The sequence below is a fragment of the Streptomyces sp. NPDC051180 genome, assembly GCF_040689545.1.
GTDB lineage: Bacteria > Actinomycetota > Actinomycetes > Streptomycetales > Streptomycetaceae > Streptomyces.
The window spans coordinates 317,615-343,175 of record NZ_JBFBBC010000004.1 but is presented as its reverse complement, the minus strand read 5'-3'; the positions used below and the strand labels follow the sequence as shown (position 1 = coordinate 343,175).

General features: G+C 72.8%; 24 protein-coding genes and 1 tRNA gene. 11 read left to right on the top strand and 14 right to left on the bottom strand.

The features are described 5' to 3' along the window. Window positions 1-23: 23 nt before the first annotated feature. Window positions 24-4,379: an AAA family ATPase gene (locus AB0424_RS10630; RefSeq protein WP_366303905.1), complete on the top strand. Its 4,356-nt coding sequence runs from the start codon at window positions 24-26 to the stop codon at window positions 4,377-4,379. Window positions 4,380-4,391: 12 nt separating this feature from the next. Here the strand turns inward: AB0424_RS10630 and AB0424_RS10625 are convergent, their stop codons facing one another. Continuing rightward, a complete protein-coding gene (locus tag AB0424_RS10625) occupies window positions 4,392-5,606 on the bottom strand; it encodes an acyl-CoA dehydrogenase family protein (protein WP_366303903.1) in 1,215 nt (404 codons plus the stop codon). A 6-nt stretch (window positions 5,607-5,612) separates the two neighbouring features. After that, entirely contained in the window at window positions 5,613-6,635 is a 1,023-nt protein-coding gene (locus tag AB0424_RS10620; protein ID WP_366303901.1) for a phosphotransferase family protein, read from the bottom strand. Between the two features lie 132 nt (window positions 6,636-6,767). Between AB0424_RS10620 and AB0424_RS10615 the strand changes: the two genes are divergently transcribed. Next, complete coding sequence (locus AB0424_RS10615; protein ID WP_366303899.1) at window positions 6,768-8,066, top strand: glucarate dehydratase family protein; 1,299 nt, start codon at window positions 6,768-6,770, stop codon at window positions 8,064-8,066. Window positions 8,067-8,121: 55 nt separating this feature from the next. Here AB0424_RS10615 and AB0424_RS10610 read toward each other — a convergent pair whose 3' ends face one another. The 6 genes from AB0424_RS10610 to AB0424_RS10585 all read right to left on the bottom strand — a co-directional run bounded on the left by AB0424_RS10610 (window position 8,122) and on the right by AB0424_RS10585 (window position 11,955). Beyond that, a complete protein-coding gene (locus tag AB0424_RS10610; protein WP_366303897.1) occupies window positions 8,122-9,033 on the bottom strand; it encodes an MBL fold metallo-hydrolase in 912 nt (303 codons plus the stop codon). A gap of 161 nt (window positions 9,034-9,194) precedes the next feature. Next, complete coding sequence (locus AB0424_RS10605; protein ID WP_366303895.1) at window positions 9,195-9,512, bottom strand: DUF202 domain-containing protein; 318 nt, start codon at window positions 9,510-9,512, stop codon at window positions 9,195-9,197. Further along, complete coding sequence (locus AB0424_RS10600; protein WP_366303893.1) at window positions 9,509-9,904, bottom strand: DUF202 domain-containing protein; 396 nt, start codon at window positions 9,902-9,904, stop codon at window positions 9,509-9,511. Before AB0424_RS10600 ends, AB0424_RS10605 begins: the two co-directional genes overlap by 4 nt. 21 nt (window positions 9,905-9,925) lie before the next feature. Continuing rightward, complete coding sequence (locus AB0424_RS10595) at window positions 9,926-10,462, bottom strand: NUDIX domain-containing protein (protein ID WP_366303891.1); 537 nt, start codon at window positions 10,460-10,462, stop codon at window positions 9,926-9,928. Window positions 10,463-10,516: 54 nt separating this feature from the next. Then, window positions 10,517-11,281 (bottom strand): glucose 1-dehydrogenase, encoded by a 765-nt coding sequence (locus AB0424_RS10590; RefSeq protein WP_366303889.1) that lies wholly within the window; start codon window positions 11,279-11,281, stop codon window positions 10,517-10,519. Next, window positions 11,278-11,955: a TetR family transcriptional regulator gene (locus tag AB0424_RS10585; RefSeq protein ID WP_366303887.1), complete on the bottom strand. Its 678-nt coding sequence runs from the start codon at window positions 11,953-11,955 to the stop codon at window positions 11,278-11,280. The genes AB0424_RS10590 and AB0424_RS10585 overlap by 4 nt, the downstream gene beginning before the upstream one ends. A gap of 93 nt (window positions 11,956-12,048) precedes the next feature. Between AB0424_RS10585 and AB0424_RS10580 the strand changes: the two genes are divergently transcribed. Beyond that, complete coding sequence (locus AB0424_RS10580; RefSeq protein WP_366303885.1) at window positions 12,049-13,704, top strand: FAD-binding dehydrogenase; 1,656 nt, start codon at window positions 12,049-12,051, stop codon at window positions 13,702-13,704. Window positions 13,705-13,753: 49 nt separating this feature from the next. On the opposite strand, the gene AB0424_RS10575 is transcribed toward AB0424_RS10580, so the two are convergent. The 3 genes from AB0424_RS10575 to AB0424_RS10565 are packed head-to-tail and all read right to left on the bottom strand — an operon-like array spanning window position 13,754 to window position 16,230. Then, window positions 13,754-14,206 carry an ASCH domain-containing protein gene (locus tag AB0424_RS10575; protein ID WP_366303883.1) on the bottom strand — a complete coding sequence of 151 codons (453 nt, stop codon included), beginning with the start codon at window positions 14,204-14,206 and terminating at the stop codon, window positions 13,754-13,756. 55 nt (window positions 14,207-14,261) lie between these two features. Beyond that, window positions 14,262-15,659, bottom strand: a complete 1,398-nt coding sequence (locus AB0424_RS10570) for a gluconate:H+ symporter (RefSeq protein ID WP_366303881.1) — start codon at window positions 15,657-15,659, stop codon at window positions 14,262-14,264. A 49-nt stretch (window positions 15,660-15,708) separates the two neighbouring features. Beyond that, a complete protein-coding gene (locus tag AB0424_RS10565) occupies window positions 15,709-16,230 on the bottom strand; it encodes a gluconokinase (protein ID WP_366303879.1) in 522 nt (173 codons plus the stop codon). A 147-nt stretch (window positions 16,231-16,377) separates the two neighbouring features. On the opposite strand from AB0424_RS10565, the gene AB0424_RS10560 reads away from it, so the two are divergent. The 4 genes from AB0424_RS10560 (at window position 16,378) to AB0424_RS10545 (ending at window position 20,531) form a co-directional block, all read left to right on the top strand. Then, window positions 16,378-17,079 (top strand): FCD domain-containing protein, encoded by a 702-nt coding sequence (locus tag AB0424_RS10560; RefSeq protein WP_366303877.1) that lies wholly within the window; start codon window positions 16,378-16,380, stop codon window positions 17,077-17,079. 156 nt (window positions 17,080-17,235) lie between these two features. Continuing rightward, window positions 17,236-18,696 carry an amino acid permease gene (locus AB0424_RS10555; protein WP_366303875.1) on the top strand — a complete coding sequence of 487 codons (1,461 nt, stop codon included), beginning with the start codon at window positions 17,236-17,238 and terminating at the stop codon, window positions 18,694-18,696. A gap of 120 nt (window positions 18,697-18,816) precedes the next feature. After that, window positions 18,817-19,902 (top strand): S-(hydroxymethyl)mycothiol dehydrogenase, encoded by a 1,086-nt coding sequence (locus AB0424_RS10550; RefSeq protein ID WP_366303873.1) that lies wholly within the window; start codon window positions 18,817-18,819, stop codon window positions 19,900-19,902. Continuing rightward, a complete protein-coding gene (locus AB0424_RS10545) occupies window positions 19,902-20,531 on the top strand; it encodes an MBL fold metallo-hydrolase (RefSeq protein ID WP_366303871.1) in 630 nt (209 codons plus the stop codon). Before AB0424_RS10550 ends, AB0424_RS10545 begins: the two co-directional genes overlap by 1 nt. Here AB0424_RS10545 and AB0424_RS10540 read toward each other — a convergent pair. Then, window positions 20,515-21,441 carry an RluA family pseudouridine synthase gene (locus tag AB0424_RS10540; protein ID WP_366303869.1) on the bottom strand — a complete coding sequence of 309 codons (927 nt, stop codon included), beginning with the start codon at window positions 21,439-21,441 and terminating at the stop codon, window positions 20,515-20,517. The two genes, AB0424_RS10545 and AB0424_RS10540, sit on opposite strands and share 17 nt — an antisense overlap. Window positions 21,442-21,500: 59 nt before the next feature. Then, window positions 21,501-21,585 (bottom strand) — tRNA-Leu (locus AB0424_RS10535). A 208-nt stretch (window positions 21,586-21,793) separates the two neighbouring features. On the opposite strand from AB0424_RS10535, the gene AB0424_RS10530 reads away from it, so the two are divergent. The 3 genes from AB0424_RS10530 (at window position 21,794) to AB0424_RS10520 (ending at window position 24,469) form a co-directional block, all read left to right on the top strand. Beyond that, a complete protein-coding gene (locus tag AB0424_RS10530; protein WP_366303868.1) occupies window positions 21,794-23,119 on the top strand; it encodes a M20/M25/M40 family metallo-hydrolase in 1,326 nt (441 codons plus the stop codon). 151 nt (window positions 23,120-23,270) lie between these two features. Then, complete coding sequence (gene chpH / locus AB0424_RS10525; RefSeq protein WP_030315925.1) at window positions 23,271-23,504, top strand: chaplin ChpH; 234 nt, start codon at window positions 23,271-23,273, stop codon at window positions 23,502-23,504. Between the two features lie 140 nt (window positions 23,505-23,644). Beyond that, window positions 23,645-24,469: a chaplin gene (locus AB0424_RS10520; RefSeq protein ID WP_366303866.1), complete on the top strand. Its 825-nt coding sequence runs from the start codon at window positions 23,645-23,647 to the stop codon at window positions 24,467-24,469. 84 nt (window positions 24,470-24,553) lie between these two features. Here the strand turns inward: AB0424_RS10520 and AB0424_RS10515 are convergent, their stop codons facing one another. After that, on the bottom strand, window positions 24,554-24,742 hold the full coding sequence (locus AB0424_RS10515) for a DUF5703 family protein (protein ID WP_073915128.1): 189 nt from the start codon (window positions 24,740-24,742) through the stop codon (window positions 24,554-24,556). 47 nt (window positions 24,743-24,789) lie between these two features. Here AB0424_RS10515 and AB0424_RS10510 point away from each other — a divergent pair, with 47 nt between their 5' ends. Then, window positions 24,790-25,497 (top strand): hypothetical protein, encoded by a 708-nt coding sequence (locus tag AB0424_RS10510; protein WP_366303864.1) that lies wholly within the window; start codon window positions 24,790-24,792, stop codon window positions 25,495-25,497. The last annotated feature ends 64 nt before the right edge of the window (window positions 25,498-25,561 follow it).

The following is a 25,561-nucleotide window of genomic DNA, read 5'->3' as shown; positions in this document are numbered from 1 at the left end:
GACCCTTCGGGTATAACTGGCCCGTGGACGGGGCGGGCGGGGCGCACGGGACGACGCACGAGACGGCGGGCATCGACCGCAGACTCGTCGTCGTCGGCACGGGCAGCTATCGGCACGCCGCCGAACTACCTCTGATGCCGGAGGAGTTACGGGCAGCGATCCGGCTCTTCGGCGGACTCGGCTACCGCGTCGACGAGCGGATCACCGACGAGGGAATCGCCGCCACCCGCGACCGCATCCTCGACTGGGCCTACCGGACCGACGGCCCCGGCAGCGCCGTCGTCGTCTACTGGACGGGGCACGGCGTCCAGAGCGCCGGCCGCCACTACCTGCTCTGCGCCGACAGCCGCCCCGACCGGCTCGCCGGCACCGCGCTCGCCGCCGAGGACCTCACCCGCTACGTCCTCGAATCCGGCGCCGAACGCGTCCTCCTCGTCATCGACACCTGCGGGGCCGGACAGGGCGGCGCCGACGCGGCCGCCGCCGCCGAACGGCTGCGCGCCGCGCTCCGGCAGGGCGCCGCCGACAGCGGCCGCCCCGACGGGCGCCGGCTGACCGACTTCGCCGTGATCGCCGTCGCCCGCGCCGGCGAGCCCGCCTCCCCGATGGTCTTCGCCGCCGCGCTGGAGACCGCCCTCGCCCGGCTCTCCGTCTCCCTCAAGCAGCGCTACCTCTCCGTCGAGCAGGTCGTCGACACCGTCAACGACGTCTACCGGAGCGCCGGTGTCCGGCAGACCGCCCGCGCCCACGTCGAGTCCGAGGGCTATGCCTTCTTCTCCTTCGAGAACACCGGCTACCACCCCGAGGCCCGCCACGACGAGGGCGACGTTGCCGAACTGGCCGCCCGGCTCGGCCGCACCGGCCCCGAGGGCCTGCGCCGCCGCGCCGACCTGGAGACCCACTTCGCCCCGCGCGGGCAGGGCTTCGAGCACACCACGCCCGGCCGCGGCGGCTCGTACTTCGTCGGCCGCACCGCTGAACTCGACCGCATCGCCCGGTGGCTCGCCCAGGGCGACCCCACCGGCGAACGCGGCCTGATCGTCACCGGCGGCCCCGGCGTCGGCAAGTCCGCGCTGCTCGGCAAACTGCTCCTCCGCTCCGCCGGACGTACGGCGGACACCCCGGTCCCCACCGCCGTCCACGCCCGGCACCGCTTCCTCGACGACCTGGTCGCCGCCGTCGCCGACGCCGCCGGGATCGACGCGACCACCCCACAGGCCCTCCTCGGCGCCCTCGTCGGCCGCCGTGCACCGCTCCACCTGATCATCGACGCCCTGGACGAGGCGGGCGAGGCCCACGGCGACGACACCGAGGCCCGCCGGATCGCGGCGGACCTGCTGTGCCCCCTGCTCCGCGTCCCCTGCGTACGCCTCCTCGTCGGCGCGCGCCCCCACGTCCTCGACGCCTTCGGCGGCGAACCCGCCGTCCTCGACCTCGACGACGCACGGGAGAGCAGCGCCGACGACGTCGCCGCCTACGCCCGCCGCCTGCTCCAGGCACCCGACGGGCCCGGCAGCCGCGGCCCGTACGACGACGAGGCCGCCGGGACGGTCGCCCGCGAGATAGCCGCCCGGGCCCACGGCAGCTTCCTCTCGGCCCGCATCGCCGCCCGCCACCTCGGCCGCGCGGCCCGCCCCGTCGACACCTCCGCACCCGGCTGGCACGCGCGCGTGCCCGAGGTCGGCGAGACCCCCGGCGTCACCTTCCTGCGGGTGCTGCGCCACCAGCTCGGCGCCGACCACGCCCGCGGCCTCCCCCTGCTCGGGGCCCTCGCCCTCGCCGAGGGCCCCGGCCTCCCCCCGGACCGCGTGTGGCGCGCGATCGCCGGAGCCTGCAGAGCGGAGCCCGCCGGCCCCGCCTTCGCCTGGGAGGACATCGCCTGGCTGCTCGGAGCCGTCGGCGAACACCTCGTCGAGGAACTCGACGCCGACGGACGCTCGGTCTACCGCCTCTATCACCAGGCGTACGCCGACGCCCTGCGCGCCACCCTCGACCCGGACGCGCGCGGCCGCGTCGCCCACGCGCTCGCCGCACTGGTCCCGACGGGCCCGGACGGCCCCGACTGGGCCGCCGCGCCCCCCTACGTCCGCCGCCACCTCACCGAACACGCCGAGGGCACGGAGCTGCTGGACGCCCTCGCCCTCGACCCCGCCCACCTGCTCACCGCACCCGTCTCCGCGCTCCAGCGGGTCCTGAACCGCGCCGCGACGGAACCGGCCCGCGCCGCCGCCCGCGCCGTCGGGCGCTGCGCCGCCCTCCTGCGCACCTCCACCGAGCCCGCCACCCGCGCCGCCCAACTGCGCCTCTCCGCCTTCCAGTCCGGCGCCGGGGAGCTCGCCGCGGCGGTACGGCTCCGGTACCCCCGGCTGCACTGGGACACCGAGTGGGCGCAGGTGACCCCCGTGCCGTACACCACCCTCGGCACCTTCGAGAACGGCGTGCGGGGCGCCGCCGTCGTGTCGCGGCACGGTCGTCCCGCTCTCGTGGTCGCCGAGCACGAGGGACCGGTACGGGCCTGGGACACCGAGGGCGGTGAACTCCTCGCCGAACTCCCCGCCGACCTCGGCCGGATCACCTCCGTCCGCGGCTGCGCCACCCGCCCCTGGGCCGCGCTCAGGACCGACGACCGGATCTGGGTGTGGGACGTGGAGACCCGGGACCTGATCGGCGCCGTGCCCGCGCCGCGCCGCACGGTGGACTGCGCGGTGACCGAGCTCGACGGCGAGTGCCTGATCGCCGCGCTGGACCTGCGCGGCCGGGTCACCCTGGTGACCGCCTCGGGGGACGCCCGGCCGCTCTCCCTGCGGGCCGCACGCCGCCCGCTGTTCCTGCGGCGTCCCTTCGACGGGGACCGGCTGGCCCTGACCCGCCACGACGGCCGGATCAGGGTGGCCGCGATCCGTGTGCACCGGTGGACCAACCGGTTCCGTCGAGCCCGCCTCTCCGTCTGGGACCTCGGCGGCCCGTCCGCCGGCACCCTGACCGTCGAGCGGAAGGTGCACCGCTCCCTGCGCGGCACGGACGTCCGGGCTCTCGTCCTCCACCGGGACACGGTGCACGTGGCCACCGACTGCGTGCTCTGGGCGTCCACGACGGGCACGCGCGCCGTCCGGGGGGCGGACGGTCTCCGGATCGTCGAATGGGCCGGGCATCCGTACGGCGAGGCCCTGCTGCTGACCGCCGGACCGGGCTCCGGAGAGGGCGGGGCGGCGCCGATGACGTGCCTCGCGGCGACGGCGTACGACGTGTCCGCCCGGACGGCCGACGGTACGGTCGTCGGCCGGACCCGCACTGACGCCCCCGTGTCCCGCCTCCTCCCGGCCGGCCGGGGGCCGGACGGGCTCCGGCTGGTCTCCCTCGGCGCCGACGCCCGGTCCGCCAAGGGGTGGCGCCTCGGCCCGCCGCCCGAGCCGGGCGAGAGCGTCGACGACCCCGCGAGGACCGTCCGGACCGGGACCCACGCGGGGCGGTCCGTCGTGGTCGTCCAGGACGCCGAGGGCACCGCCCTGCTGGACGGCGCGAACGGAGCGGTACGGGACCGCAGGGCGGGGCGTGGCGACGGCGACCCGGTGGCCGACAGCCACCCGGGGGCCCCCGTCGTGCTCCGCGACCGGCTCGACACGAAGCGGATCAGACGGCGGCAGCGGATCAGGGCGTGGCTCTGGTCGGACGGTCCACCCGTCGTCTTCCCTCCGACGCGCGGACTTCTCACGGCCTGCCCCGTGCCGGGACCCGGAGACCCGCGCGTCGTCGCCTGCTTCAGCCACTACGACGCGGGCCGGCACTTCCTCGCCCTGCTCACCCCCGACGGCCCGGTCGGTGCGCGCCTGGACGTCGACCTGAACGGCGTCCACTCGCTGCGGCTCGTCCGGGACGGTGCGCGCGTCTTCGCCGTCGTCGTCGGGCGCCGCCGCGACGACAGCCTCTCCGAGGAGCCGCCGCCGCCCGTCCCCCTGCTGACGGTGCGTTCGCTGCCGGACGACACCGTCCGCTTCACCATGCGGCTGACCTCGGTGCACGTCGTCCACGACCTGGGCCGGTGGCCGCAGGGCCCCGCCCTCGGATATCTCACGGACGACGGTGACCTGGCGGTCCGCACCGCGTTCCCCGCCTCGTTCCGCGCCGAGCCGACGAAGCCGGACATCGTCCCCCGCCCCGACCGGGTCCGCGTCAATGCGCTCCGGCTGCAGACGAGGAACGGACGCCCCACGGTCCTGACCGCCGGTGCCGACGGCGTCCTGACGCTGTTCGCCGCCGACACCACGGAGGTCCTGCACCGGATCCACGTGGGCGGGGAGATCCTGGGCATGGACTGGATCGACGACGAACGGCTCTGCGTCCACACGGCGACGGGCGTCCTCTGCCTGCGCCTGGCCTGAGGCCGCGGCCGGCTACAGGTACTTCTTCAGCTCCCGGCGCGCCAGCGACCGCTGGTGCACCTCGTCCGGGCCGTCCGCGAGCTTCAGCGTCCGGGCGGCGGACCAGAGTTCGGCCAGCGGGAAGTCCTGCGAGACGCCGCCTGCCCCGTGGGCCTGGACGGCCTTGTCGATGATGTCGACGACCGCGCGCGGGGTCGCGATCTTGATGGCCTGGATCTCGGTGTGGGCGCCGCGGTTGCCGACGGTGTCCATGAGCCATGCCGTCTTGAGGACGAGGAGGCGCAGCTGCTCGATCGTCACGCGGGCGTCCGCGATCCAGTTCTGGACGACGCCCTGCTGGGCGAGGGCCTTGCCGAAGGCCGTACGGGAGACGGCACGGCGGCACATGAGCTCGACGGCGCGCTCCGCCATGCCGATGAGCCGCATGCAGTGGTGGATGCGGCCGGGACCGAGCCGGGCCTGGGCGATGGCGAAGCCGCCGCCCTCCTCGCCGATGAGGTGCGAGGCGGGGACACGGACGTCGTGGAAGAGGACCTCGGCGTGGCCGCCGTGGGAGTGGTCCTCGTAGCCGTAGACCCGCATCGCCCGGCGCACCTCGACACCGGGGGTGTCCCGGGGCACGAGGATCATCGACTGCTGGCGGCGCGGGTCCGCACCGTCGGGGTCGGTCTTGCCCATGACGATGAAGATCCTGCAGTCGGGGTTCATGGCCCCGGAGATGTACCACTTGCGTCCGTCGACGACGTACTCGTCGCCGTCCCGGCGGATCCGGGTCTCGATGTTGGTGGCGTCGGAGGAGGCGACCTCCGGCTCGGTCATCGCGAAGGCCGAGCGGATCTCGCCCGCGAGCAGGGGCTCCAGCCACTGCTTCCGCTGCGCCTCGTCGCCGAACTGGGCGAGCAGCTCCATGTTCCCGGTGTCGGGGGCGGCGCAGTTGAGGGCGGTGGGGGCCAGGTGCGGGCTGCGGCCGGTGATCTCGGCGAGCGGCGCGTACTGGAGGTTGGTCAGGCCGGCTCCATACGAGGCGTCGGGGAGGAAGAGGTTCCACAGGCCCTGCCGCTTGGCCTCGGCCTTGAGCTCCTCGACGACCTGCGGGGTGTCCCACGGCGAGGCGAGCCCGGCGCGCTGCTCCTCGGCGACGGCCTCGGCCGGGTACACGTGCTCGTCCATGAAGGCGAGCAGCCGGGCCCGCAGCTCCTCGGTGCGGGCGTCGTACGCGAAGTCCATGGCGGATCAGCCTTCCTGAAGGGTGGTGAGGCCGTGCTCGATGAAGACGGGGACGAGTTCGCCGATGCGGTCGAAGCCGGCGCCGACGGTCTGGCCGAGGGTGTACCGGTAGTGGATGCCCTCCAGGATCACGGCGAGCTTGAACCAGGCGAAGGCCGTGTACCAGGCGAGGGCGGAGGTGTCGCGGCCCGAACGGGTCGCGTAGCGCTCGACGAGTTCGGCGGCGCTCGGGTGTCCGGGGGCCGTGGCCGTCGTGGAGACGGGGGAGTTCGGCAGGTCGAGCGGCGTGCTGTACATGACCAGCAGGCCCAGGTCGGTGAGCGGGTCCCCGAGGGTGGACATCTCCCAGTCGAGGACGGCCTTGATGCGGTCGTCGTCGCCGATGAGGACGTTGTCGAGCCGGTAGTCGCCGTGGATCACGGTGGGCGCCGGGGAGGCGGGCAGCGCGCGGCCGAGTGCGGCGTGCAGTGCGTCGATGCCGGCCAGCTCGCGGCCGCGCGAGGCGTCGAGCTGCTTGCCCCAGCGGCGCAGCTGCCGGTCGAGGAAGCCCTCGGGGCGGCCGAAGTCGGCGAGGCCGACGGCCGCCGGGTCGACGGCGTGCAGGTCGACGAGCGTGTCGACGAGGCCGAGGACGGCGGCGCGGGTGCGCTCGGGTCCGAGCGGCGCCAGTTCGCGGGCCGAGCGGTACGGGGTCCCCTCGACGAACTCCATGACGTAGAAGGGGGCCCCGAGCACGGACTCGTCCTCGCCGAGCAGGACGCAGCCGGGGACGGGCACACCGGTCCCGGCGAGGGCGCTGATGACGCGGTGCTCGCGCCGCATGTCGTGGGCGGTGGCGAGGACGTGGCCGAGCGGCGGCCTGCGGACGACCCAGCGGCCGGTGCCGTCGGTCACGACGTACGTCAGGTTCGACCGGCCGCCCTCGATCAGCCGGGCTTCGAGGGGGCCGGCCACCAGGCCGGGGCGCTCCCGGTCGAGGAAGCGGCGCAGCTGCTCGGGGTCGAGTCCTGGCGGCGGGGCGGAGCTCATACGTGCGTACCTCCGGATCGGCTTCGGTCGGCGTTCATGATGACCGACCAGTCGGTATGTCGTCCAGGGGCTCGCCGGGAAAGTGTGCGTCACACCCTGGCTCCCGATCGCATCCCTGAATAGGGTTCACATATGGATGCGAAGTTGATCGTCGACGAAGTCCGGCTCACCCCGATCCTCATCTCCGACCCGCCCCTCCTCAACGTCCAGGGCGTCCACCAGCCCTTCACCCCGCGCCTCGTCGTGGAGGTCGTCACCGCGGACGGGGTCAGCGGCCTCGGCGAGACGTACGGCGACGGCGTCTACCTGGACGCCGCCCGGCCGCTCGCGGAGGCTCTGCCCGGACGCTCGGTCACGGACGTGAACGGTCTCTTCGCCCTCGCGGCCGCCGTCGGCCCGGCCTCCCCGACGGACGGCACCCCGGACGAGGGTGTCGACGCCGGCGGCCTGCGCGGAGTCCGCAGCGCGGACAAGCTCCGCCTCTCCGTCGTCTCCGCCTTCGAGACCGCCTGCCTCGACGCCCTCGGCAAGACCCTCGGCCTGCCCGTCCACGCCCTCCTCGGAGGCAAGGTCCGCGACACCGTCGAGTACAGCGCCTACCTCTTCCACCGCTGGGAGGCCCACCCCGGCGCGGCCCCGACGGACGACTGGGGCGCGGCCCTGGACCCGGCGGGCGTCGTCGCCCAGGCCCGCCGCTTCGACCGGGAGTACGGCTTCCGCTCCTTCAAGCTCAAGGGCGGGGTGTTCGAGCCCGAGCGGGAGGTCGCCGCGATCCGCGCCCTCGCCGAGGCGTTCCCGGGCCGCCCCCTGCGCCTCGACCCCAACGGCGCCTGGTCCGTGGAGACCTCCCTCGCCGTCGCCCGCGAGCTCGGGGACGTCCTGGAGTACCTGGAGGACCCGGCGAGCGGCACCGACGCGATGGCCGAGATCGCCGCCCGCACGGAGCTGCCGCTCGCCACCAACATGTGCGTGACCACCTTCGAGGAGCTCCCGGAGGCGCTCGCGAAGGGAGCCGTGCGGATCGTCCTCTGCGACCACCACTACTGGGGCGGCCTCCACCGCACCCGCGAACTGGCCGCGCTCTGCCGGACGTACGGCATCGGGCTCTCGATGCACTCCAACACCCACTTGGGCATCAGCCTCGCCGCCATGACCCAGGTCGCCGCGACCCTGCCCGGCCTCCGGCACGCCTGCGACACCCACTACCCGTGGCAGACCGAGGACGTCGTGACCACGCGGCCCGTCTTCCGCGACGGCCGGCTCGCCGTCTCCGACGCCCCCGGACTCGGCGTCACCCTCGACCGGGACGCGCTGGCCGCACTCCACCGCCGCTGGCTGGACGACGACGGCACCCTGCAGGACCGGGACGACGCGGCGGCCATGCGCGTCGCCGACCCGGGATGGCGCGCGCCCCGGGTCCCCCGCTGGTGACGGGAGGAAGAGCCGCCGGCCGGCGAGGATCCGGCCGGCGGCCGCGCCGCCCGCCTCACGCGTGGCAGGCCACCGGCACCCCGCCGTTCATCGCCGCCATGTCGCCGAACACCGCCACCGGGTCCAGCGGCGCGCCCTCCGGCAGCCCGTCCAGCTCCGCGTACGCCCGGTGCAGGTTCGCGACGAGCCGCTCGCTCTCCCGCCACGCGGCGAACTCCCCGAGGTCCGCGCGCCGGGCCGTCTCCAGCGGGCTCTCGCCCTTGGCGTGCCCCTCGGCGGCCAGCTCCCGCACCCACAGCAGATAGCGCTCGGTCGCGTCGTACGCGGAGGGGTCGGTCACCCGGCCGTGCCCCGGCACGACCGTCGGCGCGTCCAGCGAGCGCAGCAGGTCGAGGGCGCGCAGCGACCCGGCGAGCGACCCCATCGGCAGGAACGGCGTCCCGCCGTGGAAGACGAGGTCGCCGGTGAAGACCACGCCCTGCTCCGGGAGGTGCACGATCGAGTCCCCGGTCGTGTGCGCCGCGCCCGGGTGGATCACCCGCACCTCGACGTCCCCGACGTACAGCGTCAGCCGGTCGCGGTAGGTCACCGACGGCGGCAGGATGTCGACCCGCCCGAAGTCGGTCTGCGGCCACAGCAGATGGAGCTGGTGACCGGCGGCGAGCTGCTCGGACCGGCAGTTCTCGTGTCCGACGATCCGGGCCTCCGGCAGGAACACCCCGTTGCCGTACGTGTGGTCGCCGTGGTGGTGGGTGGAGACGACGGTCGACGGCAGCGGCAGCCCCGCCGCGAGCACCGCCTCGCGCAGCAGCAGCGCCCTGCGCTCGGTGGCGGCGGTGTCGACGAGCAGCGACTCGCGCGCGTCGCCGAGGAAGCCCGCGTTGTTCAGGCACCAGCCGCCGTCGGGCTGGACGAAGGCGTGGACGTTCGGCGCGAGCGCGACCACGTACGGATCGGTGGCAGACAAAGGGATTCCCCCGGTTGAGAGCCCGACTGGACAGGGGAAGAGTGCCAGGCCACCCGGACCGGGGGAAGTCGGAGCCGATCCCTCCGGAACCGCCGCGCGCCCCGTCCCGACGTGCGGGGCCCTTCACCGCGTACGTCGCCGCCCCGCCCGGCGGGCCGGGCTCACCAGATCAGCGCCGCCCCGAAGAAGGCCAGGGCGATCGTGCACCCGGTGGCGAGCAGTGCGCCCCGGTGGGAGAGCGGGAGCGGCCGTGCCGCCCCCAGGGACCGGATCCGGCGGTGGGCGACCGCCAGGAACGCCACCCACACCAGGGCCGACAGCGCGAGCCCGGTCAGCTTCCTCGCCCCGATCGCGTCGCTGACGGTCAGTTTCACGGCGAGCACGGCGACGACCGTGCACGACAGGGTCGTCCGCCGCCACGCGAGCCGGGTCCGCTCCGGCTGGAGCCCCGGGTCCCGCGCGTGGGGCGCCGTCTTCACCGACCGGCCCAGCCGAAGACGACGAGGACCACCATCGTGAGCGCCACCGCGGCCACGGCCAGGCTCAGCACCGCCGGGAAGCGGGATCCGGGCAGGTCCTCACCGCGCCGCATCGCCCGCTCGCAGCGCACCCAGTGGTTCACCGCGCGCAGGGAGCACAGCACGCCGGCCGCGAGCAGCGCGAGCGCGAGCCCGACGCGCACCCCCCAGCGCAGGTCCGGCAGGAACTGGTCCACGGCGAACCCGCCGCCGACGAGAGCGAGCGCCGTCCGGATCCACGCCAGGAACGTCCGCTCGTTGGCGAGGGAGAAACGGTAGTCGGGGGTCTCGCCCTCGTCCCGCACCCGCTGCGGCGCGAACCACAGGCGCACGGTCTGTACGAAATCGCTCACACGTGCACCCTAACGGCCGGGTCAGGGGCCCGCCCGGCGCCCCGTCCGGAGCTCGTGCGCCCGCAGCCCCCGGTAGGCGGCGAGCCCGTCCGGCACCCACTCCCAGGTGGCGAGCCGCTCCTCCAGTTCGTCGTCGGTGAGGAAGCCGTGCCAGGCGACCTCCTCCACCTGCGGGTCGACCGGCAGCTCGCAGCGGACCTCGTAGACCGCCGACCACCACTTGCCGGCCACGCCCCCCGAGTCGTAGAGGAAACGGAACACCGGCTCGGGCCGGGGGAGACCGGAGACTCCCAGCTCCTCCTCGGCCTCGCGCAGCGCCGCGTCGTCGTAGGACTCGCCGGCGCCGACGACACCGCCGACGAACATGTCGTACAGGGACGGGAAGACGAGCTTGCCGGGCGTCCGCCGGTGGACGAAGACGCGTCCCCGGGCGTCCCTGACCCTGATGAAGACGCAGCGGTGGACGAGGCCCCGCGCGTACACCTCACCGCGCGGAGCCTGTCCGATCACCCGGTCGTGCTCGTCGACGACGTCGAGAATCTCTTCGGCGGAGCTCATCCCGCCATCCAAGCACCGCCGCCGGGCTCCCGGACCCCCCGACCCCCGGCGGGCTCACTGACCCATGACGTACTTGACCGTCGGGCCGGTGGTCCAGCCGCCGTCGACCGCCAGCTCGGCGCCCGTCACGTACGAGGCGGCGTCGGAGAGGAGGAAGACGACCGCGCCGGCGATCTCGTCGGCCTCGCCGACCCGGCCCATCGGCGTGTTCGGGTACTTGCCCTCGCCGCGCTCGATGCCGACCGAGGCCGTCATCGGGGTGTACGTCATGCCCGGGTGGACCGAGTTGACGCGGATCCCCGACGTGCCGAGCTCGACCGCCCCGATCTTGGTCAGACCGCGCACGCCCCACTTGGAGGCGCCGTAGCCGGCGGTCAGGGCCAGGCCCATCAGACCCGCGGCGGAGGAGATGTTGACGATCGAGCCGCCGCCGGCCTCCCGCATCGCCGGTATCGCGGCCTTCATGCCGATGAAGACACCGGTCAGGTTGATGTCGAGGACCTTGCGGAAGTGCTCGACGGACTCGGTCTCCAGGAACGCGCCGGTGGAGATGCCCGCGTTGTTCACCAGCCCGTGCAGCCCGCCGAACTCCGCCACCGCGTACGCGACGGCCGCCGCCCACTCCTCCTCGGAGGTCACGTCGTGGTGGAGGAAGCGGGCCCGCTCGCCGAGCGCGTCGGCGGTCGCCCGGCCGTCCTCGTCCAGGACGTCGGTGACGACGACGTTCGCTCCCGCGGCCACCGCCTGCCGGGCCGCCTCGGCGCCCAGGCCGCGGGCACCGCCGGTGACGAGCACGGTCTTGCCGGTGAGGTCGTTCATGAAGGGTCCTTTCGGGGATGCGCCTGCTCCGGCTGTGCGGCTCGCAGCAGGGCGGTGGTGGTCTCCACCAGATCGGCGAGGAAGAGCGCCTCGCCGGTGAGGGGTTCGGAGCCGTCGAGGTACTGCCGGGCCCGGTCGGCCAGGGCGGCGCCCACCACGGTGAGCGCCAGGTCGAGCCGCTCCAGGAGCAGGGGCCCGGGCAGCCCGGCCTCGGCCAGCCGCTCCGCGACGCGCTCGATCAGGCGCCAGTAGACGGTCCCGGCGAGCGTGGGGTGCGGGGTGCGGGTGCGCACCCCGCTCTCGTGGCTGAGCTGGGCCGAGATCCGCAGGCAGCGGCGGCCCCGGTCGGTGCGCAGTTCGCTCGCCTCGGCGGTGACGAGTGCGCCGACCAGGCGTTTCAGCCCGTCCCCCGCCTCTCCCTCGTCCGCCTCCTTGTCGGCGGCCTCGAAGAGCGGTGCGAGCACCCCCTCCGTACGGGCCTGGCGGCCGGCCATCACGGCGTCCAGCAGCCCGGCGCGCGAGCCGAAGTGGTACTGCACCGCGGAGGGGTTCGCCTGTCCGGCGAGGCCGACGACGTCCCGCAGCTGCGCGCCGTGGACGCCCCGGTCGGCGAAGAGCTCCTCCGCCGCGCGGATCAGTTTCTCCCGGGTCTCGGGTCCCGACGTACGTGCCATACGAACATATTAATGCTCGGCATTAGAAAACGGGAGGCCCCCGGCGAGGCGAAACGGTTGACTGGATACATCCGTGTATCCAAGATGCGGTCCATGTCCTACGACGCTGATGTGATCGTGATCGGGGCCGGTCTCGCCGGCCTCGTCGCCACCGCCGAGCTGGTCGAAGCCGGCCGCACCGTGATCCTCCTCGACCAGGAGCCCGAACAGTCCCTCGGCGGCCAGGCCCACTGGTCCTTCGGCGGGCTCTTCCTCGTCGACTCGCCCGAGCAGCGCCGTATGCGCATCAAGGACAGCCACGACCTCGCCCTCCAGGACTGGTACGGCACCGCCGGCTTCGACCGCGCCGAGGACCGCTGGCCGCGGAAGTGGGCCGAGGCGTACGTCGACTTCGCCGCCGGAGAGAAGCGGTCCTGGCTCCACACGCGCGGGGTGCGCTTCTTCCCCGTGGTCGGCTGGGCCGAGCGCGGCGGCTACGGCGCCATCGGCCACGGCAACTCCGTGCCCCGCTTCCACATCACCTGGGGCACCGGCCCCGGCCTCGTCGCCCCCTTCGAGCAGCGGGTCCGCGAGGGCGCCGCCCGCGGCCTGGTCAGCTTCCGCTTCCGCCACCGGGTGACCGCCCTCGGCCGCACCGCCGGAGCGGTCGACACCGTCACCGGCGAGATCCTCGAACCCTCCGACGCCGGCCGCGGCACCGCCAGCTCCCGGGAGACCACCGGCACCTTCGAGCTGCGCGCCCAGGCCGTGATCGTCACCTCCGGCGGCATCGGCGGCAACCACGACCTGGTCCGCGCCCAGTGGCCCGACCGGCTCGGGACCCCGCCCGCCACGATGCTCTCCGGTGTCCCCGCCCACGTCGACGGCCTCATGCTCGGCATCGCCGAGAAGGCCGGCGCCCACCACATCAACCGCGACCGGATGTGGCACTACACCGAGGGCATCGAGAACTGGAACCCCATCTGGGCCCGGCACGGCATCCGCATCCTCCCCGGTCCCTCCAGCCTCTGGCTCGACGCCACCGGCAAGCGGCTCCCCGTCCCGCTCTTCCCCGGCTTCGACACCCTCGGCACCCTCGAACACATCATGCGGACGGGCCACGACCACACCTGGTTCGTCCTCGACAAGCGGATCATCGGCAAGGAGTTCGCCCTCTCCGGCTCCGAGCAGAACCCGGACCTCACCGGGAAGTCCGTCCGCGACGTCCTCGGCCGCGCCCGCGCCGACGTGCCCGCGCCCGTGCAGGCGTTCATGGATCAGGGCGTCGACTTCGTCGTCGAGAACGACCTCCCGGCCCTCGTCCGCGGCATGAACGCGCTCACCGACGAGCCGCTGATCGACGAGGCCGCCCTCCGCCGCGAGATCACCGCCCGCGACCGCGAGATCGCCAACCCCTTCACCAAGGACCTCCAGGTCACGGCCATCCGCGGCGCCCGCAGGTACCTCGGCGACAAGCTCATCCGCACCGCCGCCCCGCACCGCATCCTGGACCCCGCGGCCGGCCCGCTGATCGCCGTCCGCCTCAACATCCTCACCCGCAAGTCCCTCGGCGGCCTGGAGACCGACCTCGACTCCCGCGTCCTCACCGAGGGCGGCGACCCGCTGGCCGGGCTGTACGCGGCGGGCGAGGCCGCCGGCTTCGGCGGCGGCGGCGTCCACGGCTACCGGTCCCTCGAAGGCACCTTCCTCGGCGGCTGCATCTTCTCGGGCCGCGCGGCGGGCCGGGCCGCGGCGAAGGCGGTCGGCTGACGGGAGGCGACCGGCCGACGGACGGCGGTCTGCTGAGGGACGGAGCGCGTCAGCCGAGCCCGGGGGAGCGGGGCCCGACCGGCAGGAGCTCCACCACCCGGAACCGCTCCGCCACCACCATCGTCGTGTCGTCCACGGTGAAGTCCGGGTCCCCGAGCCCCTCGCGCATCTCGTCGCTGTGCCAGAAGCGCTCGTGGTCCGCCCGCCACTGGGGGACCGAGAGATGCCCCTCGCCCTCCTCCAGGGCGAGGGCCAGGTCGACCTCGCCGAGGGGCAGGACCCGGACGTCCGTGACCTCCACGACGGCGACCTCGCGGCCGTCCGAGTCCACGAGGGCCGAGCGCTCGCCCACCTCGGGCAGTTCCTCCCCCTCGACCTGCCACTCGACGAGCAGGCCGGTGGTGGCGGTCTTGCGGCCGGCGATGACGGCCGCGACGAGCCGGTCCCGGAGCGGTCCGGGGAAGGCGAGGAGGAAGGGCTTGAGCGCGTGAGGGCCGGTCATGGCCGACAGTCTGTCAGCCACGACCGGCCCGAGGGGGCATACGCGGGGAGCCGGGCTACAGCACCAGCGAGAGCAGCAGCACGAACACGATGCCGAAGACCGAGATGATCGTCTCCATCACCGACCAGGTCTTGACCGTCTGGCCGACGCTCATCCCGAAGTACTCCTTCACCAGCCAGAAACCGGCGTCGTTGACGTGGCTGAAGAAGAGCGAACCGGCGCCGATGGCGAGGACGAGGAGGGACACCTCGCCGGTCGACATGCCCTCGGCGAGCGGGGCGACCAGACCGGCCGCGGAGATCGTCGCCACGGTGGCCGAGCCGGTCGCGAGCCGGATCGCGACGGCGATCAGCCAGGCGAGCAGCAGGGCCGGGATCGACCACTCCTTGGAGAAGTCGAGGATCATCTGGCCGACGCCGATGTCGATCAGGGTCTGCTTGAAGCCGCCTCCGGCGCCGACGATGAGCAGCACGCCCGCGATGGGGGCGAGCGACTTCTCGACGGTGGTGGACAGCCGCTCCTTGGTGAAGCCGGCCGCGCGGCCCAGGGTGAACATGCCGACTATGACGGCCGCGAGGAGCGCGATCAGCGGCGAGCCGATGACGTCGGTGACCTTCTGCACGGCGTTCTCGGGGTCGTCGACCACGATGTCGACGAGCGCCTTGACCAGCATCAGGACGACGGGCAGCAGCACGGTCGCGACGGTGGCGCCGAAGCCGGGGCGCTTCTCCAGGTCCTCGGAGGGACGGGCCGGGATCATCGACTCCGGGGGCTGGATGTCCACCCAGCGGGCGGCGTACCGGGAGAAGACCGGACCGGCGATGATCACGGTCGGGATGGCGACGACGAGGCCGAGGGCGAGGGTGACGCCCAGGTTGGCGCCGACGGCGTCGATCGCGACCAGCGGGCCGGGGTGCGGCGGGATGAGGCCGTGCATCACGGAGAGGCCGGCCAGGGCCGGGATGCCGATCCGCATCAGCGAGTAGTTGCCCCGCTTGGCGACCATCAGCACCACCGGGATCAGCAGCACGATGCCGACCTCGAAGAAGAGCGGCAGACCGATCACGGAGGCGATCAGGACCATCGCCCACGGCATGGCGCGCTTGCCGGTCTTCGCCAGGATCGTGTCCACGATCTGGTCGGCGCCGCCCGAGTCGGCGAGCAGCCTGCCGAGGATCGCGCCGAGCGCGATGAGGACGCCCACGCCGGCCACGGTGTTGCCGAGGCCGGTGCTGAAGGACTTGATGGTGTCGGCGAGCGGGGCGCCCGCGAACGCGCCGAGCGCCAGCGACCCGATGGTCAGCGCCAGGAACGCGTGCAGCTTGAACTTCGTGATGAGCAGGACGATGACGGCGATGCCGGCGAGCACGGCGATCCCGAGCTGGGCGTTGCCGGCCGAGGTGATCGGTTCGGCGGCGTCCGCTGCCAGGGTCTCGACGCTGAGACGGGTCACGGTGGAGTCCTTCGTACGGGCAGGAGAGCGGGGGGACGGGGGACGGGGGTCAGCGGGCGGCGAGGCCGCGCAGCGCGGCGACGGCCCGGGCGGTGATCTCTTCGGGGGTGCCGGAGACGTCGACGGCGACGCCGGCCTCGTCCTCCTGCAGCGGCTGCAGGGTGGCGAACTGGGAGTCGAGGAGCGCCGTCGGCATGAAGTGGCCCCGGCGGGCCCCCATGCGGTGCTCGATCAGCTCCCGGTCACCGGTCAGATGGAGGAAGACCACGCCGGGCGCCGCGGCGCGCAGCCGGTCCCGGTAGCTCCGCTTCAGCGCGGAGCTGCTCACCACACCGCCGAGCCCGGCCCGGTCGTGCGCCCACCGTCCGATGGCGTCGAGCCAGGGCCACCGGTCGGTGTCGTCCAGGGGGGTGCCGGCCGACATCTTGGCCACGTTCGCCGCGGGGTGGAAGTCGTCGCCCTCCGCGTAGGGGAGGGCGAGAGCCTCGGCGACCAGCGGGCCGATCGTGGTCTTGCCGGTCCCGGCGACGCCCATCACGACGACGACCGGGGAGTGGGGGGTGGTGCTCATGGGTGGTGCCTCGCTGTCTTCTTCGACATCGATCCGTCGCGCTCATGAAACCCATTGGGTACGACGTATTCAAGAGTCTGTGACATAAAAGTCGTACTTTTCATTCCCGAGGTGATCACCCGAGCGCGCCCGCATAGGCTTGCCACCATGACGACACCGGCCCAGGGGCTCCACTCGCACGTCCTCGCCACCCTGGGTCTCGCGATCACCGCGGGGGAGTACCCGCCCGGCACCGTGCTGCGCACCGACGAGCTCGCCCAGCGCTTCGACGTCTCCCGCACCGTGGTCCGCGAGGTCGTCCGGGTCCTGGAGTCGATGCACCTCGTCGAGTCCCGCCGCCGCGTCGGCGTGACCGTGCTCCCCACCGCCAGCTGGAACGTGTACGACCCCCAGGTCATCCGCTGGCGTCTGGCGGGCGCGGACCGGCCCCGCCAGCTCCGCTCGCTCACCGTGCTGCGCTCGGCCGTCGAACCGGTCGCCGCCGGGCTGGCCGCCCTCCACGCCACCCCCGACCAGTGCAGGGAGCTCACCGAGCAGGCACTCGGCATGGTCGCCACCTCGCGCGGCCGACGCCTGGAGGAGTACCTCGTCCACGACGTCGCCTTCCACCGGGTCGTGCTCAACGCCTCCGGCAACGAGATGTTCGCCCGCCTCGGGGACGTCGTCGCCGAGGTCCTCACCGGCCGCACCCACCACCACGTCATGTTCGAGGACCCCGACCCGGCCGCCGTCACCCTCCACGTCCAGGTCGCCGAGGCCGTCCGCGAGCGCGACGCGCTCCGCGCCGAGGAGCTCACCCGGCAGATCGCGGTGGGTGCCCTCAAGGAACTGGACGTCTTGGCTCCGTAAAGCTCTGAACTAGCTCAAATATGGGCGTTCAGTGACATGCGCCACAGTCATCCGTCGCTCCCTGACGTGAGGATGTGCGCTGGCCGTGCCGGGGACACCCCCCAGCGGGCACGGCCGGGCACCGCACAGCTCCCCCTCACGAAGGCGAACAACTCCATGACTGACCGCGTCACCGCGGCCGAGCCGCTGTCCGCCGCACCGGCCAGGCAGGCCGCTGCCCCCCACGTCGACGCCGGCGACGCCGGATACCGCAAGGACCTCAAGTCCCGGCACGTCAACATGATCGCCATCGGCGGCGCCATCGGCACCGGCCTCTTCCTCGGCGCCGGCGGCCGGATGTCCCAGGCGGGCCCGTCCCTCTTCATCGCCTACGCGGTCTGCGGCCTCTTCGCCTTCTTCGTGGTGCGCGCCCTCGGCGAGCTCGTGCTCTACCGCCCCTCCTCCGGCGCCTTCGTCTCCTACGCCCGTGAGTTCATGGGCGAGAAGGGCGCCTACACGGCCGGCTGGCTCTACTTCCTCAACTGGTCGACCACCGCCGTCGCCGACATCACCGCGGCCGCCACCTACGCCCACTTCTGGGCGATGTTCAGCGACGTCCCGCAGTGGGTCCTCGCCCTGATCGCCCTCGCGGTCGTCCTCGCCGCCAACCTCATCTCCGTGAAGTACTTCGGCGAGATGGAGTTCTGGTTCGCGATCGTCAAGGTCGGCGCCCTCGTCGCCTTCATGCTGATCGGCATCTTCCTCATCGTCACCTCGCACGACGTCGGCGGCCACACCCCGGGCCTCGCCAACATCACCGACAACGGCGGCATCTTCCCCCAGGGCGTGATGCCGATGCTCCTGCTCATCCAGGGCGTCGTCTTCGCCTACGCCTCCGTCGAGCTGTGCGGCGTCGCCGCCGGCGAGACCGAGAACCCCGAGAAGATCATGCCGAAGGCGATCAACTCGATCATGTGGCGCGTGGGCCTGTTCTACGTCGGCTCGGTGGTCCTGCTCGCGCTGATCCTCCCGTACACCGCCTACTCCGGCGACCAGAGCCCCTTCGTCACCGTCTTCGACAAGCTCGGCATCCCCGGCGCCGCCGGCGTCATGAACCTCGTCGTCCTCACCGCGGCGCTCTCCAGCCTCAACTCGGGCCTGTACTCCACCGGCCGCATCCTGCGCTCCATGTCGCTCTCCGGCTCCGCGCCGAAGTTCACCGGCGTCATGAACAGGGGCGGCGTCCCCTACGGCGGCATCCTGCTCACCGCCGGCTTCGGCGTCCTCGGCGTCGCCCTCAACTACGTCATGCCCGGCGAGGCGTTCGAACTCGTGCTCAACCTCGCCTCCATCGGCATCATCGGCACCTGGGCCATGATCATGGTCTGCTCGCTGCTCTTCTGGCGCAGCGCCCGGCAGGGCCGGCTCACCCGCCCCGGCTACAACCTGCCCTGGGCCCCGTACACCCAGATCGTCACCCTGGTCTTCCTCGCCTCCGTCCTCGTCCTCATGTGGATGGACGGCGGCATCGGCCGCACCACCGTGAACCTCCTGCCGCTCATCGCGGCCGCGCTCGTCGGCGGCTGGTTCCTGGTCCGCCGCCGGGTCCGCGCGACCGCCGCGACCCTCCAGGACTGACGTTCACGACGACGACGGCGGGACCCCCGCGGGCACGGCCTGCGGGGGTCTCGCCTCTTGTCAGGAGATAGTGGTACGCAGGAGCCTTACAAGATCCGGTCGGAGAAAAGGAAGTTCGCGATGCCGCAGCACGTCCAGGGGGTCATCGCCCCCGGCAGGAACGAACCGGTACGGGTCGAGACCATCGTCATCCCCGATCCCGGCCCCGGCGAGGCGGTCGTGAAGATCCAGGCGTGCGGCGTCTGCCACACGGATCTCCACTACAAGCAGGGCGCCATCAACGACGAGTTCCCCTTCCTGCTCGGCCACGAGGCCGCCGGAATCGTCGAGTCGGTCGGCGAGGGCGTCACCGACGTCACCCCCGGCGACTTCGTGATCCTCAACTGGCGTGCCGTGTGCGGCACCTGCCGCGCCTGCGAGCGAGGCCGCCCCTGGTACTGCTTCGCCACCCACAACGCCCGCCAGAAGATGACCCTCCTCGACGGCACGGAGCTGTCCCCGGCCCTGGGCATCGGCGCGTTCGCCGAGAAGACCCTCGTCGCCGCCGGCCAGTGCACCAAGGTCGACCCGGCCGTCGCCCCCGAGGTCGCGGGCCTGCTGGGCTGCGGCGTCATGGCCGGCATCGGCGCCGCCATCAACACCGGCGGCGTCGGCCGCGGCGACACCGTGGCCGTCATCGGCTGCGGCGGCGTCGGCGACGCGGCGATCGTCGGCTCCCGCCTCGCCGGGGCCGCGAAGATCATCGCCGTCGACATCGACGACCGGAAGCTGGAGACCGCCACGTCGATGGGCGCCACCCACACCGTCAACTCCCGCTCCGCCGACGCCGTCGAGGCGATCCGCGAGCTCACCGGCGGCTTCGGCGCCGACGTCGTCATCGAGGCCGTCGGCCGCCCCGAGACGTACGAGCAGGCGTTCTACGCCCGCGACCTCGCCGGCACCGTGGTCCTCGTCGGCGTCCCCACCCCCGAGATGAAGCTCGAACTGCCCCTCCTCGACGTCTTCGGCCGCGGCGGCGCCCTGAAGTCCTCCTGGTACGGCGACTGCCTGCCCTCCCGCGACTTCCCGATGCTGATCGACCTGCACCAGCAGGGCCGCATCGACCTCGCCGCCTTCGTCACCGAGACCATCGGCCTCGGCGACGTCGAGAAGGCGTTCGCCCGGATGCACCAGGGCGACGTCCTGCGCTCGGTGGTGGTGCTGTGATGGCCGCCCGCATCGACCACCTCGTCACCTCCGGCACCTTCAGCCTCGACGGCGGCACCTGGGACGTCGACAACAACGTCTGGATCGTCGGCGACGACGCCGAAGCCGTCGTGATCGACGCCGCCCACGACGCCGACGCCATCCTCGCCGCCCTCGACGGCCGCGCCCTGCGCGCGATCGTCTGCACCCACGCCCACAACGACCACGTGGACGCGGCCCCGGCGCTCGCGGCCGCCACCGGCGCCCGCATCCTGCTCCACCCGGCCGACCAGCCGCTCTGGAAGCAGACCCACCCCGACCACAGCCCCGACGGCGACCTCGCCGACGGCCAGGTCCTCACCATCGCGGGCATCGACCTGACCGTCCTCCACACCCCGGGCCACGCCCCCGGCGCGGTCTGCCTGTACGCCCCCGACCTGGGCACGGTCTTCACCGGCGACACCCTCTTCCAGGGCGGCCCCGGCGCCACCGGCCGGTCCTTCTCGGACTTCCCGACGATCGTCGACTCGATCCGCGAGAAGCTCCTGACGCTGCCGCCCGAGACGGTCGTCCGCACCGGCCACGGCGACCCGACCACGATCGGCGCCGAGGCCCCGCACCTCCAGGAGTGGATCAACCGGGGCCACTGAGAGCCAGCCGGCTCTCGAAGCGCATCTCCACGCCCGTGAACGGGTCGGTGAACTCCAGGGTCCGCGCCAGCAGTTGCAGCGGCCGCCCGAAGTCCTCCGGCCCGTCCTCACGGACCACCGGATAGACCGGATCGTGCAGGATCGGCAGGCCCAGGGCGTTCATGTGCACCCGCAGCTGGTGCGTCCGCCCGGTGACGGGCACCAGCCGGTACCGGCCCAGACCGCCCACGTGCCCGACCAGCTCGATCCGGCTCTCGGCGTTCGGCTCGCCCGGCACCTCGCGGGCCGCCATCACCCCGCGCTCCTTCTCGATCCGGCTCCGCACCGTCACCGGCAGCCGCACCTCCGGGTCGTACGGCGCCACCGCCTCGTACTCCTTGCGCACGAGCCGGTCCCGGAACAGCGTCTGGTACGCCCCCCGGTCCTCCTCGCGCACCACGAACAGCACGAGCCCGGCCGTCAGCCGGTCCAGCCGGTGCGCCGGCTGCAGCCGCGGCAGCCCCAGCTCCCTGCGCAGCCGCGCGAGCGCCGTCTCGGTCACGTGCCGCCCGCGCGGCATCGTCGCCAGGAAGTGCGGCTTGTCCGCCACCAGGAGCCGCTCGTCCCGGTACACCACCCCGATCCCGAACGGCACCGGCGTCTCGGCGGGAAAGTCCCGGTGGAACCACACCAGCCGCCCCGCGGCGTACGACTCGTCCCCACCCACCGGCCCGTCCACCCCGACGAACCGGCCTCCCGCCAGCATCTCGTCGACCCGTCCGGCGCCGATCGCCCGCCCGTACCGGTCCACCAGGAACTCCCGCACGCTCCCCCAGCGCCCCTCGGGATCCTCCGGAAACCGCACCCGCACCGGATCGATCCCGTCCCGCTGGGGGAGGGGGGAGGAGGGGGCCTTGGATCTGCGTCGCACCGGGTCCTACCGTCGTGAAAAACAAGAGAGACCCCACGTGGTGTGGGGTCTCTCACTTGTGTCCGAGGGGGGACTTGAACCCCCACGCCCGATAAAGGGCACTAGCACCTCAAGCTAGCGCGTCTGCCATTCCGCCACCCGGACAAGGTGTCTTGTCTTCCGGGCCGCTCGGCCCTTCCGACGAACAGAACAATAGCAAAGATTCGAGGGGGTCGATCACCACCCCTGGTCGGCCCCTGTCATGTGACAGCCGCATGTCGGCCGACGGGTGGTCTTGGGGGGCGAGGGGGGCACGCGGGAGGATGGGGAGATCACAAGGAACCACGTGGGGCACGTAGTGGGAGGAAGCAGCGTGAGCGAGTCGAACACGGCCCAGGGCATCAGGGGCGAGGACGAGGTCGTGGACCTCTGTCGCGATCTCATCCGCATCGACACCAGCAACTACGGCGACCACTCCGGCCCGGGAGAGCGGGCGGCGGCCGAGTACGTCGCCGAGAAGCTCGCGGAGGTCGGACTCGAGCCGAAGATCATCGAGTCGCACAGGGGGCGGGCCTCGACCGTCGCCCGCATCGAGGGCGAGGACCCGTCGCGGCCGGCCCTGCTGATCCACGGCCACACCGACGTCGTCCCGGCCAACGCCGAGGACTGGACCCACCACCCCTTCTCCGGCGAGATCGCCGACGGCTGCGTGTGGGGCCGCGGAGCCGTCGACATGAAGGACATGGACGCGATGACCCTCGCGGTCGTACGGGACCGGCTGCGCAGCGGCCGCAAGCCCCCGCGCGACATCGTCCTCGCCTTCCTCGCCGACGAGGAGGCCGGTGGCACCTACGGCGCCCGGCACCTCGTCGACAAGCACCGCGACCTGTTCGACGGCGTCACCGAGGCGATCGGCGAGGTCGGCGGCTTCTCCTTCACCGTGAACGAGAACCTGCGCCTCTACCTGGTCGAGACGGCCCAGAAGGGCATGCACTGGATGCGGCTCACCGTCGAGGGCACGGCGGGCCACGGCTCCATGACCAACGACGACAACGCGATCACGGAGCTCTGCGAGGCCGTGGGTCGCCTCGGCCGCCACCAGTGGCCGGTCAGGGTCACCAAGACCGTCCGGTCGTTCCTGGACGAGCTCTCGGACGCGCTGGGCACCCCCCTCGACCCCGAGGACATGGACGGCACCCTCGCCAAGCTCGGCGGCATCGCCAAGATGGTCGGCGCCACCCTGCGGAACTCCGCCGCCCCCACCATGCTCGGCGCCGGCTACAAGGTGAACGTGATCCCCGGCCAGGCCACCGCGCACGTCGACGGCCGCTTCCTGCCCGGTTACGAGCAGGAGTTCCTCGCCGACCTCGACCGGATCCTCGGGCCGCGGGTGAAGCGCGAGGACGTGCACGGCGACAAGGCCCTGGAGACCAGCTTCGACGGCGCCCTGGTCGACGCCATGCAGCTGGCGCTGCGGGCCGAGGACCCGATCGCCCGCGCGGTGCCGTACATGCTCTCCGGCGGCACCGACGCCAAGTCCTTCGACGACCTCGGCATCCGCTGCTTCGGCTTCGCCCCGCTGCAGCTGCCGCCGGAGCTCGACTTCGCCGGCATGTTCCACGGCGTCGACGAGCGGGTGCCGGTCGACGGCCTGAAGTTCGGCGCGCGCGTCCTGGACCGCTTCATCGACGCCTGCTGACGGACACGGCGGACGCGACCCGAATTCGTCCGCCCGTTTGCATGTGACCGGAAAGAGTGAATGAACTCGGGGACTCGTAGCCCCCACCATTCCCCCTCGTTACAGGTGATGCGGTCCGCGGCTGGGGCCGCATTGCCAACTAGGAGGAATAATGATCAAGAAGGTCGTCGCTGCTGCGGCTGCCACTGGCGGTCTGGTTCTCGCGGGCGCGGGCATGGCCGTTGCCGACTCGGGTGCCCAGGGTGCGGCCATCGGTTCCCCCGGTGTCCTCTCGGGCAACGTCGTCCAGGTGCCGGTTCACGTCCCCGTGAACGTGTGCGGCAACACGGTCTCCGTGATCGGTCTGCTGAACCCCGCCTTCGGCAACACCTGCGTCAACGCCTGACGTTGTGCCTCGCCCCGTGAGGGTGTGAGCCGGTCCGGCCCCGGAGTGCGTGCCATGCACTCCGGGGCCGGTGGCCATTTCCGCCACCGGGTTCTCCACCCGGCGGCACTCTTTCGAAGCCGAGCAGGCAGGGAACAGCTATGCGACAGGTCACGCGCAAGGGCCTTATCACCGTGGCGGCCGCCGGAGGCGTTTTCGCCGCCGTCGGCGGCGGATATGCGCACGCCGAATCCGGCGCGAACGGTACGGCCACGAATTCCCCGGGCGTCGCGTCCGGGAACTCCGTCCAGGTCCCGGTCCACGTACCGGTGAACGCCTGCGGAAACACCGTCAACGCCGTCGGACTGATGAATCCGGCGATGGGCAACACATGCGCCAACACCGCGCCGTCGCGCGGTGGCTCCGCGGCCGTCGGCCGCACCGCCGGATCGCCCGGCGTGGCCTCGGGCAACAACGTCCAGGTCCCCATCGACATCCCCGTCAACGTGTGCGGCAACAGCGTCACGGGCGTCGGCCTGGGCAACGCCGTCGCGGGCAACGACTGCGTCAACGGCGGATACGGCGACGACGACGGCGGATACGGCGACGACGACGAGGACACGGGCTACGGCGAGGAGCCGGAGAACCCCGGTAACCCGGGGAATCCCGGCAACCCTGGAAACCCGGGCAACCCTGGAAACCCGGGCAACCCTGGGAACCCCGGTAACCCGGGCAACCCCGGCAACCCCGGCAACCCCGGGAATCCCGGAAACCCTGGCAACCCCGGCAACCCGGGGACTCCCGGGAACCCGGGCACGCCCGGTACGCCCGGCACCCCGAACACGCCCGGTACGCACGTCGTCACGCCGCCGGTCGAGGAGCTGGCCGAGACGGGCGCGGGTCCGCTCGGCGTGATCGTTCCCGCCGGCGCGGGACTGCTGCTCGCCGGCTCGCTGATCTACCGGCGCAACCGCGGCGCCGCCTGAGCGCGTCGCGTCCGACGGGCCACGCACAGGGGCCCCGCACACCGCGGGGCCCCTTCTCGATGTCCTGTCCTCGCCATGCGGTCGCTACCAGGTCGCCCTGACCTGGCGGATGATCCGCCGCTTCAGCCGTACTCTCCGGCTCCCGTCCCGGTGCAGGGTCAGGCGGTCCAACTCCCAGTGCCCGTACTCGGCGTGGTCGGTCAGCAGGCGCGTCGCCTCCTTGCGGGAGACACCGCGCGGCACGTACACATCGACAAATTCGTATTCCGGCATCGCATCTATTGTGCGGGCACGGGCCCGGTACGGATAGCGTCTGTCCCATGTCTGATGCTGCGCAGCCCACCGCTGCCGAGGTACGTGCCGCCGCCGAGGCGGTCAAGACCGCACTGGACCGTCACCTCGCGGCGGTCGAACTCCGCACGGGAGACGACGACACGGCCGTCTTCGAGGCTTTCAACGCCCTCGCCGCGGCGGCCGAGGCGTACGACGAACTCCTCTACGACCGCTACGACGAGGTCACTCCCTTCGAGATCCCGGGGGCGGACGGCGCCCTGCCGCCCTACGCCGGACCTGACGAACCTCATGCCCTCAGCCTCCTGATCCGCCGCGACTACGCGGTGGCGGAACCGCAGCGCCTGCTCGCCCAGGCCCGGCGGGTCGCCGAGCTCGACGGCGACGGCGACGCCCCCCGCAACGCCGCCAAGGCGGCTGTGTCGCCGCTCGCCGCGATCGGGGTGCTCTTCGGCGAGTTCGAGCCGGACGAGATCGCCTCCCGGCACAAGGAGTTCGGCCTGGAGGAGGGCGACTCCACGCTGTGGGTCACCGCCGCCGACGAACTCGCGGAGCCGGGGGAGTGGCTCAACGCCCCCTTCGACCACGCCGCCGACCCCGAGCGGATCGTCTGCCGCTTCGACGTCAGCGCCGTCTTCGACGAGGACGACGACGAGGACGAGGACAGGACCGCGGGGGAGACCGGACACGACGGGCGGAGGGCCGTCGCGGGCGAGCACGCCGGCGCGGGCTCCTGAGGGACCGGGCCCGGAAGCGCACGGGAGAACGCCGGAGGGCCGGGGACACCGCTCAGCGCGGTGT